This is a genomic window from Pseudomonas sp. GW821-FHT09C10 (assembly GCF_059418085.1).
Genome location: NZ_JBWKPE010000004.1, coordinates 195415 through 209573 on the forward strand (window position 1 = coordinate 195415; position 14159 = coordinate 209573).

The window sequence follows — 14159 nt, forward strand, 5'->3', positions numbered from 1 at the left end:
GGTTGCGGCGCGGTTTTACCGACGCTGTCGCGCGCTGTGTTCTTCGTAGGCCCGGCTGAATTCACGGCCGAACAGGTCCTGGAAATCTTCCTGGGCCTCGCGGGAAATATTGCTGTAGAGCTCGGTGAACTGCTGCCAGTACTGGGCCTGGCGCGAGCCGGCGAACAGGTTCGACAGCCCGCCGGGCTTGCCCATGCGCTCTTCCAGTTGCGCCGGTTCAAAGCGCGTGAGCAGGTGCTTGATCGCTGCTTCCACCCCGGCCATCACCGCCAGTTGGTGGGCGCGCAGGTCATCAAAACTGTCGCGCACGGCAATGTCCGGCGCCATAAACGCCTGGTTGCCGTGGCGAAGCAAAAGCAGTAACGCTTCGTCGGCATTCGGTGCGAATTTCAACGGATTGTTTTCGGCAGGCTGGATCATGGTCTGCTGCATGCGGAACTCACCCTTGAGGCTGGCGCGGGCACGCAATACGTCGATCAGGCCTTCGACCATCAGGCGGTAGCTGCGGCCGATGCTTTCCATCTGCGCCTCCGCCTGGGCCTTGTCCAGGCGCAACTGGTCCAGGCCGGCACCGCGCAGGAAGGCTTGCAAGAGATCGGGCTGCCGGGTGTCGGCTACAGGGGGCGCTGGCTCGACCACGGGCGGCGGCTGGATGATCGGTGCGGGTGGCGGTGGCGGAGGTGGCGGCGCACTGGCCAACGGCGCCGGCGTGTCGCCAAACAGATCCCAGTCTTCGGGAATCACTGAACCCGAAACCACAGGCGTCTCGACCACGGGTACCGCCACCGGGGTCGGCGGGCGGAAGTCGTGTTGTTCGCTGGGAACATGGTCGGCCACGGTGGGCGGCGGCACGGCGGTAGGGCTGAGGAAGTCGAACAGGTCCGGCAGCGTGTCCATCGACGAAGCGCCCTGGAATTGCGGGGCAATCACCGGCGTCGGCGCGGGCTTGTTCGCCACGGCACCCATCAGGGCCTCAAAGCTGTTCGGCGAATCACCGGCGAATGGCTGGCTGTCGATGGCCTGCACGTTGAAGTCGATCCGCGCCTGGATCTCGTAATCGCCGATGCGGATCAGCTCGCCATCCTGCAACAGCTCGCTGTTACCCCTGCGCAAACGGATGCCGGCGTTAACCAACTCCACCCCGTTTGTACTGTTATCGGTTAAATAATAACGACCATCTTTGTATTGAATAACGCAGTGCTGCGAAGACACCAGGCGCTCGGGATCAGGCAATACCCAGTCATTATCCGAGCTGCGGCCGATAGCCATCGAGCCCTGGTTCATGGACTTTTCCGAGCATTGCCCGGGGGTAATCTTGTGATAACTAGTGATAGTCAAACACAGCGACATCTTGCCTCCTTGCTGATACTTCGCGCGCAGTCGACCCCAGGGACAGCGACGCCCGGGAGATCCCCATCAGGTCGTGCAATCGACCGTTCAAAACCTGCTGATGCCAGCATGATCGCTGATCTTAACTGGGCTCCATGACAAAAATCCTATGCCGGTGCGTCGTTCGACCCACCAGTCGCACAGGTTGTTAAGCACCGCACATCTGTCACAGAGGGCGAATAGCTTACCTTGACAAGGCATAAGTACTACACCAAAAATGCACAACTTCTTGAATACCAGTGATGGCACATTAGTGGCATCTTGCTTATATGACCAAGAAAACATGCAAAGTTCCTTGCGCAACTAATGCATGCATTGCCCGCCATCTAATAACGGGCCGATAGGGAGATCAATTTCAGTGGATGTGCCGTTGCTGCTCACCGCCGTTTCCGCCAGTTCGCCCTGTGGCGAAGACATGGAATATGACGCGGATTTTCTCCAGCTGGAGCGTGATGCCAAGGGCCAACCCGAGCGCAGCATGGGCGATTCGATCCTGCCCGCCGAGCCGCCGGAATGGCGCAGCATCCAGCAGCAGAGCCTCGACTTGCTGCAGCGCAGCAAAGACCTGCGCATCACCCATTTCCTGTTGCAAAGCTCCCTCGCCCTCCAGGGTGCGGCCGGGCTGGCTGAAGTCCTCACGTTGATCAATGCGCTGCTGCGCGAATACTGGGCCGACCTGCACCCGCGCCTGGATGCCGACGACGATAACGACCCCACCGTACGTATCAACGCCCTCTCCGGCCTGACCAGCGATGCGACCATTCGTCTGCTGCGCGAGAGCATCCTCACGCGCTCGCGCACCTTCGGCCCTGTGAGCCTGCGCGCCGCGTTGAATGCCAGCGGCCTGATGAGTTTCCCCGACGAACAGCTCGGCGCCCAGCAGCTCAACGCCGCGTTCCTCGACAGCGACCCCGAACACCTGCAGGCCACCCGCGACGCCTTGAGCGCCGCACGCGCCGCCTGCGAAGCCATTGAGCAACAGGTCAGCGACCAAGTGGGTTCCGCCCAAGGCGTGGACCTCAGCCTGTTGAAGCAACCGCTCAAGCAGGCGCTGCAGGTGCTTAACCAGTTTGTTCCGAACAGCGCTGCCGGCAGCGAACCCGAGGCCGTCAGTGACGACAATGCCCCCTCGGTGGACTTCGCCGCTGCCCCCGCCGCACCTCGCCCCAGCGGCGACATCAGCAACCGTGATGACGTGCTGCGCAGCCTCGACAAGATCCTTGCGTATTACACCCGGCACGAGCCTTCGAGCCCGTTGCCGGTGTTGCTGAACCGGGCCAAGCATCTTGTGCACGCCGACTTCGCGGCCATCGTGCGCAATCTGATTCCCGATGGGATGTCCCAATTTGAAAACCTGCGCGGCCCGGACGGCGAGTAAGCCGCTCGACTGCGCAGTAACAACACCGTCGCTCAAGCGACCAGGAGCAGCAACGTGGCGAAGCAAAGTTCTCAGAAATTCATCGCGCGCAACCGCGCGCCTCGAGTGCAGATCGAGTACGACGTCGAGCTCTACGGCGCCGAGAAAAAGGTCCAGCTGCCCTTCGTGATGGGTGTGATGGCCGACCTCGCCGGCAAGCCTGCCGAGCCTCTGGCGCCGGTGGCCGACCGCAAGTTCCTTGAAGTGGACGTCGACAACTTCGACTCGCGCCTCAAGGCCATGCAGCCGCGCGTGGCATTCCACGTACCCAACGAGCTGACCGGCGAAGGCAACCTGAGCCTGGACATCACCTTCGAAAGCATGGACGACTTCAGCCCGGCCGCCGTGGCCCGCAAGGTCGACTCGCTCAAGCAACTGCTCGAAGCCCGCACCCAGCTGGCCAACCTGCTGACCTACATGGACGGCAAGACTGGCGCTGAAGAAATCATCATGAAGGCGATCAAGGACCCGGCACTGCTCCAGGCACTTGCCAGTGCGCCTAAGCCTGCAGGGGACCAGTAATCATGACTGACAATACCGCCCGCGAAGGCGCCCAGAGCCTGGGTGCAACCGAGGAAACCAGCGAGTTCGCATCCTTGTTGATGCAGGAATTCAAGCCCAAGACCGAGCGTGCCCGCGAAGCTGTGGAAACCGCCGTGCGCACCCTTGCCGAACAGGCCCTGGCGCAAACCGACCTGGTGTCCAACGACGCGATCAAATCGATCGAATCGATCATCGCCGCCATCGACGCCAAGCTCACCGCCCAGGTCAACCAGATCATCCACCACCAGGATTTCCAGCAGCTGGAAAGCGCCTGGCGTGGCCTGCACTACCTGGTCAATAACACCGAGAGCGATGAGCAGCTGAAGATTCGCGTGCTCAACATCTCCAAGCCGGACCTGCACAAGACCCTGAAGAAATTCAAGGGCACCGCGTGGGACCAGAGCCCGCTCTTCAAGAAGATGTACGAAGAAGAATACGGCCAGTTCGGCGGCGAACCCTATGGTTGCCTGGTAGGCGACTACTACTTCGACCAGTCGCCACCGGACGTGGAACTGCTGGGCGAGCTGTCGAAAGTCTGCGCCGCCATGCACGCCCCGTTCATTGCTGCGGCATCGCCGACCGTGATGGGCATGGGCTCGTGGCAGGAACTGTCGAACCCGCGCGACCTGACCAAGATCTTCACCACCCCGGAATACGCCGGCTGGCGCTCGCTGCGTGAATCGGAAGACTCGCGCTACATCGGCCTGACCATGCCGCGCTTCCTGGCGCGCCTGCCCTATGGCGCCAAGACCGACCCGGTGGAAGCCTTCGCCTTCGAAGAAAACACCGACGGCGCCGACAGCTCCAAGTACACCTGGGCCAACGCTGCCTACGCGATGGCGGTGAACATCAACCGTTCGTTCAAGCACTACGGCTGGTGCTCGCGCATCCGTGGCGTGGAGTCCGGCGGTGAAGTGGAAAACCTGCCGGCCCACACGTTCCCTACCGATGACGGTGGCGTGGACATGAAGTGCCCGACCGAAATCGCCATCAGCGACCGCCGTGAAGCGGAACTGGCGAAGAACGGTTTCATGCCGCTGCTGCACAAGAAAAACACTGACTTCGCCGCGTTCATCGGCGCCCAGTCGTTGCAGAAACCGGCCGAATACGACGACCCGGACGCCACCGCCAACGCCAACCTGGCCGCGCGCCTGCCGTACCTGTTCGCCACTTGCCGTTTCGCGCACTACTTGAAGTGCATCGTGCGCGACAAGATCGGTTCCTTCAAAGAGAAGGACGAGATGCAGCGCTGGTTGCAGGACTGGATCCTCAACTACGTCGACGGTGACCCGGCGCACTCCACCGAGACCACCAAGGCCCAGCACCCGTTGGCCGCCGCCGAGGTGATCGTGGAAGACGTCGAGGGCAACCCGGGGTACTACAACTCCAAGTTCTACCTGCGCCCGCACTACCAGCTCGAAGGGCTGACCGTATCGTTGCGTCTGGTATCGAAGCTGCCTTCGGCGAAAAGCGCCTAACCCACGGATGAGCTGGCTCTTCTGTGGGAGGGGGCTTGCCCCCGATAGCATCACTGGGGTGTGACGACACACCGAGGTGCCTGCATCGGGGCAAGCCCCCTCCCACACAAAAGCACTGCCCATTTGGAGTCACTCAAATTCAGTGGCAAGAGCCACACAGGGAGAAAACATGGCTGTTGATATTTTCATCAAGATCGGCGACATCAAGGGCGAGTCCATGGACAAGGCCCACAAGGACGAAATCGACGTGCTGAACTGGAGCTGGGGCATGGCCCAGTCCGGCAACATGCACGTTGGCGGTGGCGGCGGCGCGGGCAAGGTGAACATCCAGGACCTGTCGCTGACCAAGTACGTCGACAAGGCCTCGCCGAACCTGATGATGCACTGCGCCAGCGGCAAACACATCGACAAGGTCAAGCTGACCGTGCGTAAGGCCGGTGGCGAAAGCCAGGTCGAGTACATGGTGATCAACCTGGAAGAAGTGCTGGTAACGTCCCTGAGCACCGGCGGTTCGGGCGGCGATGACCGCCTGACTGAAAACGTCACCCTGAACTTCGCCCAAGTGATGGTCGACTACCAGCCGCAGAAAGCCGACGGCACCAAAGACGGCGGCGCGATCAAGTTTGGCTGGAACATCCGTTCCAACACCAAGCGCTGATAGCACTGATAGCGCTTGTGGCCGTGGCTTTACGCCACGGCCACAAGCCTTTTGTCCCTCTCGCAACCCGTCCGTGGAGCTGCTTTGGTGGTAACTGAAATCGCTTCCCGCGACCGTCTGCAACCGTCCCTGCTGGACCGGTTGACCGACGACGACCCAACCAATCCCAAGGAAAGCGCCGATAAACGCGTGCTGTCCCTGACCCAATTGAAAGCCTCGGTGCTGCGCGACCTGGCGTGGCTGCTCAATACCACGTCGTTGCTCGATGCCGATGCCACGCTGCACACACAGGCCGGTACCTCGGTGGTCAATTACGGCCTGCCGGCGCTGGCCGGCAACAGCGTTTCCAGCGTCGACATCAAGGCCCTGGAAGCCCTGATCTACCAGGCGATTGCCACCTTTGAACCGCGCATCCTGCGCCACACGCTGCGCGTCAAAGCCCGCGTCGGCCATGGCGAGATGAATCACAACGCCCTGAGTTTCGAGATCGAAGGCGACCTGTGGGCGCAGCCGGTGCCCTTGCGCCTGTTGCTGCAAACCGACCTCGACCTGGAATCCGGCCATGTGCGCGTGGTGAATGCCGACCAGCGGAGACGCCCATGAACCCGCGCCTGCTGGAGCTGTACAACCAGGAACTGCACCACGTGCGCGAAAGCGCGGCGGAGTTCGCCAAGGAATACCCAAAGATCGCCAGTCGGCTGACCCTGTCCGGTATGGACTGCGCCGACCCGTACGTCGAACGCCTGCTTGAGGGCTTTGCCTACCTCACCGCCCGCGTACAGCTCAAACTCGACGCCGAGTACCCGACCTTCACCCACAACCTCCTGGAAATCGCCTACCCGCACTACCTGGCGCCGACGCCGTCGATGACCGTGGTGCAATTGCACACCGACCCCGATGAAGGCTCCCTGGCCAGCGGCTTTCCGCTGCCGCGCGACACCGTGTTGCGCGCCGCCCTGGGCCGCGAAACCCAGACCTGCTGCGAGTACCGCACCGCGCACCCGGTGACGTTGTGGCCGTTGCAGGTCAGCAACGCCGAGTACTTCGGCAACCCTGCCGCCGTGCTCGGGCGCCTGGCCGCCAGTGAGCCGAAAGCCAAGGCCGGCTTGCGCCTGACCCTGCGCACCGGCGCCGAATTGCCGTTCAACAGCCTCGACCTGGACAACCTGCCGCTGTACCTCAGCGGTGCCGACGAGCAGCCGTTCCGACTTTACGAACAACTGCTGGGCAACGCCTGCGCGGTGTTTGCGCGCAAGCCCGGTGGCGATTGGGTCGAGCGCCTGGCCCAGGACGCGTTGCGCTCGCGGGGTTTCGACGACGCCGATGCGGCCATGCCGGTGGTCGCGCGGGCCTTCCAGGGCTATCGCCTGTTGCAGGAATACTTTGCCCTGCCCCACCGTTTCCTGTTCGTCGAATTCGCCGAGCTGAGCCGCGCGGTCAAACGTTGCGACGGCCAGGAGCTGGAGCTGATCGTGCTGTTCGACCGTCACGAGCCAAGCCTGGAAGGCAGCGTCGGCGCGGCGCAGTTCCTGCCGTTCTGCACCCCGGCGATCAACCTGTTCCCCAAGCGCGTGGACCGCATCCACTTGTCCGACCGGGTCAACGAGCACCACGTGATTGCCGACCGCACGCGGCCGATGGATTTCGAAATTCATTCGTTGAGCGGCATCACCGGCCACGGCACCGGGCCAGAGCAGCCCTTTTTGCCGTTCTATGCGGTCCGCGACCCATCCCGTTATGGCCGCGACCAGGCGTACTACACCGTGCGCCGCGAGCCGCGGGTGTTGTCCAGCGACCAACGCCGCAACGGCCCGCGCTCCACCTATGTGGGCAGCGAAACCTTTGTCAGCCTGGTCGACAGCCGCCAGGCGCCGTATCGCCATGATCTGCGCCAACTCGGCGTGACCGCGCTGTGCACCAACCGCGACCTGCCGTTGTTCATGAGCGTGGGCAACGGCAAGACCGACTTCACCCTGGCCGACAGCGCGCCGGTGTTATCCGTGCGTTGCGTCGCCGGGCCCAGCCGCCCACGCGCCAGCCATGCCCATGATGCCAAGGCCTGGCGCCTGATCAGCCAGTTGTCGCTCAACTATTTGTCCCTGAGCGAGCAAGGCCAGGGCGCGGCGGCATTGCGCGAACTGCTGCGCCTGTATGGCGACAGCAATGACGCGGCGCTGCAATTGCAGATCGAAGGCTTGCGCGACGTCAGCAGCAAGGCCGTTACCCGGCGCCTGCCGATGCCCGGCCCGATTGTGTTTGGCCGCGGCCTGGAAATTACCTTGGAGTTCGATGAAAACGCGTTTCGCGGCACCGGCGTGTTCCTGCTCGGTGCGGTGCTGGAACGCTTCCTGGCACGCTACGTGTCGATCAACAGTTTTACCGAGACGGTGATCCGTACCACCGAACGCGGCGAGATCATGCGATGGAAAGCCAAGCCCGGGCGTCGTCCGACCCTGTGAGTACGTTGGATGCGATGCATCAGGAGCCCTGGGAATACGATTTCTTCCAGGCGTTGCGGCGTATCGAGTGCGAATCGCCCGAACTGCCGCGCCTGGGCCACTCCCTGCGCCTGGCGGATGACCCGTTGCGCCTGGGGCAACAGGCCGATTGCACCTTCGCCCCGGCCACCCTGGCCTCGGTCGATCCCGGCGGCGACGGCAAACCGGCGCGGCTGGAACAGTTCTTCTTCGGCCTGGGTGGCCCCAACGGCCCGTTGCCGCTGCATATCACCGAGTACGTACGCGAGCGCCAGCGCAACAACGCCGACAGCACCAGCAAGCAGTTCCTGGACGTGTTCCACCACCGCCTGCTGAGCCTGTTTTACCGGGCCTGGGCCGAGGCGCGGCCGACGGTCAGCCACGACCGCCCGGACGATGACTACTGGTCCGCACGCCTCGCTGCCTTGAGTGGCCGGGGCATGCCGAGCCTGCTTAACCAAGGATTGATCCCCGACACGGCGAAGCTGCACTACAGCGGCCACCTGTCGGCACAAACCCGCTACCCGGACGGTTTGAAGGCGATCCTCGGCGAGTATTTCGGCCTGCCGGTGGAGATCGAAGAATACGTCGGCCAATGGCTGGAACTGCCCGAACGCAGCCGCGTGGGCGTGAGCGCCCACCAGCTGGGGGTGGACTTCTGCCTGGGCAGCCACGTGTGGGACCGCCAGCATAAATTCCGCATCCGCCTGGGCCCGCTCAAGTTGGACGACTACATGGGCATGCTGCCCGGCAGCCAGCCGTTCAACGAGCTGGTGGCGTGGGTGGCCGAGTACCTGGGCCATGAATTGGACTGGGACTTGAACCTGGTTCTGCAACAACCCGAAGTACCGGCGCTGCAACTCAATGGCCAGTTCCGCCTGGGCTTCAACACCTGGCTCGGCTGCCCTGCGGTTGATGCCAACGACCTAATCCTGGCCCGGCATTACGCCGATCAAGCCACCACCTCAAGGAATCCAGAGCATGGGTGAAATCAGTCGCGCCGCACTGTTCGGCAAACTCAACAGCGTGGCCTACAAGGCCATCGAAGCCGCCACCGTGTTCTGCAAGCTGCGGGGCAACCCGTACGTGGAACTGGCCCACTGGTTCCACCAGTTGCTGCAACTGCAGGACTCGGACCTGCACCGCATCATCCGCCAGTTCAACGTCGAGCCGGCGCGCCTGGCCCGAGACCTCACCGAAGCCCTGGACCGCCTGCCGCGTGGCTCGACGTCGATCACCGACTTGTCGTCCCACGTTGAAGAGGCGGTAGAGCGCGGCTGGGTGTACGGCAGCCTGATGTTCGGCGAAAGCCAGGTGCGCACCGGTTACCTGGTGCTGGGCATCCTCAAGACGCCAAGCCTGCGCCATGCGCTGCTGGGGTTGTCCTCGGAGTTCGACAAGATCAAGGCCGAAGCCCTGAGCGAGCGGTTTGACGAATACGTCGGTGATTCGCCGGAAAACGCCCTGACTGCCAGCGACGGTTTCAACGCCGGCGCGGTGCCGGGTGAGGCCAGCGGCGCCATGGCACCGAGTGCGATGGGCAAGCAGGAAGCCCTCAAGCGTTTCACCGTTGACCTCACCGAACAAGCGCGCAGCGGCAAGCTCGATCCGATCGTGGGCCGTGACGAAGAGATCCGCCAACTGGTGGACATCCTCATGCGCCGCCGCCAGAACAACCCGATCCTCACCGGTGAAGCCGGTGTAGGCAAGACCGCCGTGGTCGAAGGTTTTGCCCTGCGCATCGTCGCCGGTGACGTGCCGCCCGCACTCAAGGATGTGGAACTGCGCAGCCTCGACGTGGGCCTGCTGCAAGCCGGCGCGAGCATGAAAGGCGAGTTCGAACAGCGCCTGCGCCAGGTCATCGAAGACGTCCAGGCCTCGCCCAAGCCGATCATCCTGTTTATCGACGAAGCCCACACCCTGGTGGGTGCCGGTGGCGCTGCCGGCACCGGCGACGCGGCCAACCTGCTCAAACCCGCCCTGGCCCGTGGCACCCTGCGTACCGTGGCCGCGACGACCTGGGCCGAGTACAAGAAGCACATCGAGAAAGATCCGGCCCTGACCCGCCGCTTCCAGGTGGTACAAGTGGCCGAGCCGTCGGAAGACAAGGCGCTGTTGATGATGCGCGGCGTGGCCTCGACCATGGAAAAGCACCACCAGGTGCAGATCCTCGACGAAGCCCTGGAAGCCTCGGTGAAACTGTCCCATCGCTACATCCCGGCGCGCCAGCTGCCGGACAAATCCGTGAGCCTGCTGGACACCGCCTGCGCCCGCGTCGCCATCAGCCTGCACGCGGTGCCGGCCGAAGTGGACGACAGCCGCCGCCGCATCGAAGCCCTGGAAACCGAGCTGCAAATCATCGCCCGCGAGCATGCCATCGGCATTGCCATTGGCGCGCGCCAGAGCAACAGCGAAGCCCTGTTAAGCGCCGAGCGTGAGCGCCTGGCGACCCTGGAAAACCGCTGGGCCGAAGAGAAAGCCCTGGTGGATGAGCTGCTCGCCACCCGTGCAACCCTGCGCGAAAAGGTCGGCGTCGTGGACAGCGGCAACGATGAATTGCGTGCACAACTGGTCGACCTGCAACAGCGCCTCACCGCGCTGCAAGGCGAAACCCCGTTGATCCTGCCGACCGTGGATTACCAGGCCGTGGCTTCGGTGGTCGCCGACTGGACCGGTATCCCGGTGGGCCGCATGGCCCGCAACGAACTGGAAACCGTGCTCAACCTCGACCAGCACCTGAAAAAACGCATCATCGGCCAGGACCACGCCCTGCAGATGATCGCCAAGCGCATCCAGACGTCCCGCGCCGGCCTCGACAACCCGAGCAAGCCGATTGGCGTGTTCATGCTGGCCGGCACCTCCGGCGTGGGCAAGACCGAAACCGCCCTGGCCCTGGCCGAAGCCATGTATGGCGGTGAGCAGAATGTAATCACCATCAACATGAGCGAGTTCCAGGAAGCCCACACGGTGTCCACCCTCAAGGGCGCGCCACCGGGCTATATCGGCTACGGCGAAGGCGGCGTGCTGACCGAGGCGGTGCGGCGCAAGCCCTACAGCGTGGTGCTGCTGGACGAGGTGGAAAAAGCTCACCCGGACGTGCATGAGATCTTCTTCCAGGTGTTCGACAAGGGCGTGATGGAAGACGGCGAAGGCCGGGTGATCGACTTCAAGAACACCCTGATCCTGTTGACCACCAACGCCGGTACCGAGTTGATCTCCCAGGTCTGCAAGGACCCGGCGAACATCCCCGAGCCGGAAGAAATCGCCAAGGCCCTGCGCCAGCCATTGCTGGAGATCTTCCCGCCCGCACTGCTCGGCCGCCTGGTGACGATCCCGTACTACCCGCTGAGCGACGAGATGCTCAAGGCGATCACCCGCCTGCAACTCAACCGCATCAAGAAGCGCGTGGAGACGACCCACAAGGTCGCCTTCGAGTACGACGACGCGGTGGTCGACCTGATCGTCTCGCGCTGCACCGAGACCGAAAGCGGCGGGCGCATGATCGACACCATCCTCACCAACAGCCTGCTGCCGGACATGAGCCGTGAATTCCTCACGCGCATGCTTGAGGGCAAGGCGCTGGCTGGTGTGCGCATCAGCAGTCGGGATAACGAGCTGCATTACGACTTCAGCGACGCCGAATAACGACTGTTGGAATGCGGTTTAAATGTGGGAGGGGGCTTGCCCCCGATAGCGGTGATTCAGCCACCGAATGCATCAACTGACACACTGCTATCGGGGGCAAGCCCCCTCCCACATTTCGAACCGGTTCCGTCAGTTATTTAGTCATTTACAGGTTAACCAATGCTATTCAACCAAGCCTCACGCCTGGCCAAGATCACCAGCCCTCTCGGGCCGGATGTGCTGCTGCTCAATGAAATGGGCGGCGGCGAAGAGCTGGGCCGCCTGTTCAGCTATGAACTGCAACTGACGTCCCTGGACGCCAACATCGACCTCAACCAGTTGCTCGGCAAGCCCATGAGCGTGGGCGTGCAACTGGCGGACGGCGGCGAGCGGCACTTCCACGGCATCGTCGCGCGGTGCAGCCAGAACATCGACCAGGGCCAGTTCGCCAGTTACCAGGTGACGCTGCGCCCGTGGTTCTGGCTGCTGACTCGCACCTCGGACTGCCGGATTTTCCAGAACCTGAGCATCCCGCAGATCATCAAGCAGGTGTTCCGCGACCTGGGGTTTTCCGACTTCGAAGACGCCCTGAGCCGACCGTACCGCGAGTGGGAATACTGCGTGCAGTACCGCGAGACCAGCTTCGATTTCGTCAGCCGCCTGATGGAACAGGAAGGCATCTACTACTTCTTCCGCCATGAACAGGACCGCCATGTGCTGGTGCTGGCCGACGCTTATGGCGCCCACACCACGGTGCCGGGCTATGCCTCGATCCCGTACTACCCCAAGGACGAGCAACAGCGCGAACGCGACCACATGCACAACTGGCACCTGGCGCAGGAGGTGCAGCCGGGCTCGCTGGAGCTCAACGACTACGACTTCCAGCGCCCCAGCGCCAGCATCGACGTGCGTTCGGCCATGCCGCGCCCGCACACTGCCGGCGACTACCCGCTGTACGACTACCCCGGCACCTACGTGCAAAGCGCCGACGGCGAACACTACGCGCGCACCCGCATCGAAGCCCTGCAAACCCTGTATGAGCAGATCGAGTTCAGCGGCAATGCTCGCGGCCTCGGCTCCGGCCACCTGTTCAGCCTCACCGGCTTCAGCCGCCAGGACCAGAACCGCGAATACCTGATCGTCGGCTGCCGCTACTACATCGTTCAGGAAAGCCTGGAAAGCGGTGGTGGTTCAGGCTCGGCGCAGTTCGAAAGCAGCCTGACCTGCATCGACGCCCAGCAAAGCTTTCGCCCCCTGGCGAGCACCCACCGCCCGATCGTCAAAGGCCCGCAGACCGCGCTGGTGGTCGGCCCCAAAGGCGAGGAAATCTGGACCGACCAGTACGGCCGCGTGAAGGTGCACTTCTACTGGGACCGCCACGACCAATCCAACGAAAACAGCTCGTGCTGGATTCGTGTGTCGCAGTCCTGGGCCGGCAAGAACTGGGGCTCGATGCAGATTCCACGGATCGGCCAGGAAGTGATTGTCAGCTTTCTCGAAGGCGATCCGGACCGCCCGATCATCACCGGGCGGGTATACAACGCCGAGCAGACGGTGCCCTACGACCTGCCGGAGAACGCGACCCAGAGCGGCATGAAGAGTCGTTCGAGCAAGGGCGGCACGCCAGCCAACTTCAATGAAATCCGCATGGAGGACAAGAAGGGGTTGGAGCAGTTGTATATCCATGCCGAGCGTAACCAGGACATTGTGGTGGAGGTGGATGAAAGTCATTCCGTCGGGCACGACCGCAATAAAAGTATCGGCCATAACGAGACGGTGACCATCGGCAACAACCGCCTGCGCATCGTCAAGCAGGAAGACATCCTCTCGGTGGGCCAGAGAAAGACCGACAGCATCAGCCAGAGCTATGTCATCGAAGTGGGCGAAAACCTGCGCCTGGTCTGCGGTGAAAGCATCCTGGAGCTCAACGCCAGTGGGCAGATCAACCTGACCGGCGTGCAAATCAGCTTCTACGCCAGCGGCGATGCCGAGTTCAATACCGGCGGCGTGCTGCACCTGAACAACGGCGGCGGCCCTGGCGCCACGCCCGACGGCCAGGGCCAGAAAGGCGCCATCGACGCCAATATCAAAGCCGCCTTCCCCGCGCCTAAAAGCTCCTGACGAGACCCGTTTGCCATGACGTACCGAATCAACGAATTCCAGTTCCAATTGCCCGCCAGTGAGTTGCAGGACGCGACGATCAATATCCTCAAGTTCCCGGAGTTGGGCACATCCCTGATCGTCAGCCGCAGCCTGTTGGCTGACGGCGAAACCCTGCACAGCAACTTCAACGACCAGCTCCAGCGCCTGGAAAAACAGGTGCAGGATTTACGCTATCAACCGGGTGTGGACGTGAGTTTGGGCGCCGCGCAGGAGGTGGAAGGCATCGAGCTGCGCAGCCAATTCAACAAGGGCAATGACAAGGTATTCCAGTATCAGTTGGCGCTGGTGATACCGGGCACGCGCAAGATGCTCGCGTTGAGTTATGTGAAGGCGGACACGCTGGGGGATGCAGAGGCGGCGCACTGGGCCTTGATCAAAAACTCGCTGTCGTTCGACGCTATTTCCTGATG

11 protein-coding genes are annotated in these 14159 nt (G+C 62.8%); 10 read left to right on the plus strand and 1 reads right to left on the minus strand.

The window, feature by feature from the left end; genetic code table 11:
• Positions 1 to 15: 15 nt before the first annotated feature.
• On the minus strand, positions 16 to 1350 hold the full coding sequence (tagH, locus tag AC07OT_RS10220) for a type VI secretion system-associated FHA domain protein TagH (RefSeq protein ID WP_495107997.1): 1335 nt from the start codon (positions 1348 to 1350) through the stop codon (positions 16 to 18).
• Positions 1351 to 1747: 397 nt separating this feature from the next.
• On the opposite strand from tagH, the gene tssA reads away from it, so the two are divergent.
• The 10 genes from tssA to AC07OT_RS10270 all read left to right on the plus strand — a co-directional run bounded on the left by tssA (position 1748) and on the right by AC07OT_RS10270 (position 14157).
• Complete coding sequence (tssA, locus tag AC07OT_RS10225; RefSeq protein ID WP_065937973.1) at positions 1748 to 2767, plus strand: type VI secretion system protein TssA; 1020 nt, start codon at positions 1748 to 1750, stop codon at positions 2765 to 2767.
• Positions 2768 to 2821: 54 nt separating this feature from the next.
• A complete protein-coding gene (gene tssB, locus AC07OT_RS10230; protein WP_017135823.1) occupies positions 2822 to 3328 on the plus strand; it encodes a type VI secretion system contractile sheath small subunit in 507 nt (168 codons plus the stop codon).
• A 2-nt stretch (positions 3329 to 3330) separates the two neighbouring features.
• A complete protein-coding gene (gene tssC, locus AC07OT_RS10235; RefSeq protein ID WP_065926733.1) occupies positions 3331 to 4827 on the plus strand; it encodes a type VI secretion system contractile sheath large subunit in 1497 nt (498 codons plus the stop codon).
• 169 nt (positions 4828 to 4996) lie between these two features.
• A complete protein-coding gene (locus tag AC07OT_RS10240) occupies positions 4997 to 5485 on the plus strand; it encodes an Hcp family type VI secretion system effector (RefSeq protein WP_015886558.1) in 489 nt (162 codons plus the stop codon).
• Between the two features lie 87 nt (positions 5486 to 5572).
• Positions 5573 to 6088 (plus strand): type VI secretion system baseplate subunit TssE, encoded by a 516-nt coding sequence (tssE, locus tag AC07OT_RS10245; RefSeq protein ID WP_027608263.1) that lies wholly within the window; start codon positions 5573 to 5575, stop codon positions 6086 to 6088.
• Positions 6085 to 7944: a type VI secretion system baseplate subunit TssF gene (gene tssF / locus AC07OT_RS10250; protein WP_495107998.1), complete on the plus strand. Its 1860-nt coding sequence runs from the start codon at positions 6085 to 6087 to the stop codon at positions 7942 to 7944. The genes tssE and tssF overlap by 4 nt, the downstream gene beginning before the upstream one ends.
• Positions 7908 to 8951, plus strand: a complete 1044-nt coding sequence (tssG, locus tag AC07OT_RS10255) for a type VI secretion system baseplate subunit TssG (RefSeq protein ID WP_027608261.1) — start codon at positions 7908 to 7910, stop codon at positions 8949 to 8951. The genes tssF and tssG overlap by 37 nt, the downstream gene beginning before the upstream one ends.
• Entirely contained in the window at positions 8944 to 11607 is a 2664-nt protein-coding gene (gene tssH, locus AC07OT_RS10260; protein ID WP_495107999.1) for a type VI secretion system ATPase TssH, read from the plus strand. Before tssG ends, tssH begins: the two co-directional genes overlap by 8 nt.
• A gap of 159 nt (positions 11608 to 11766) precedes the next feature.
• Positions 11767 to 13707, plus strand: coding sequence for a type VI secretion system Vgr family protein (locus AC07OT_RS10265; RefSeq protein WP_495108000.1), 1941 nt, complete (start codon positions 11767 to 11769; stop codon positions 13705 to 13707).
• A 15-nt stretch (positions 13708 to 13722) separates the two neighbouring features.
• Positions 13723 to 14157: a DcrB-related protein gene (locus tag AC07OT_RS10270; protein WP_495108001.1), complete on the plus strand. Its 435-nt coding sequence runs from the start codon at positions 13723 to 13725 to the stop codon at positions 14155 to 14157.
• Positions 14158 to 14159: the final 2 nt, after the last annotated feature.

What these genes read in the sequence shown, in the direction of transcription:
- AC07OT_RS10270 (WP_495108001.1), top strand. Translation starts at nt 13,723, where the DNA reads ATGACGTACCGAATCAACGAATTCCAGTTCCAATTGCCCGCCAGTGAG.
- tssH (WP_495107999.1), top strand. Translation starts at nt 8,944, where the DNA reads ATGGGTGAAATCAGTCGCGCCGCACTGTTCGGCAAACTCAACAGCGTG.
- tssC (WP_065926733.1), top strand. Translation starts at nt 3,331, where the DNA reads ATGACTGACAATACCGCCCGCGAAGGCGCCCAGAGCCTGGGTGCAACC.
- tagH (WP_495107997.1), bottom strand. Translation starts at nt 1,350, where the DNA reads ATGTCGCTGTGTTTGACTATCACTAGTTATCACAAGATTACCCCCGGG.
- tssG (WP_027608261.1), top strand. Translation starts at nt 7,908, where the DNA reads ATGGAAAGCCAAGCCCGGGCGTCGTCCGACCCTGTGAGTACGTTGGAT.
- AC07OT_RS10240 (WP_015886558.1), top strand. Translation starts at nt 4,997, where the DNA reads ATGGCTGTTGATATTTTCATCAAGATCGGCGACATCAAGGGCGAGTCC.
- AC07OT_RS10265 (WP_495108000.1), top strand. Translation starts at nt 11,767, where the DNA reads ATGCTATTCAACCAAGCCTCACGCCTGGCCAAGATCACCAGCCCTCTC.
- tssF (WP_495107998.1), top strand. Translation starts at nt 6,085, where the DNA reads ATGAACCCGCGCCTGCTGGAGCTGTACAACCAGGAACTGCACCACGTG.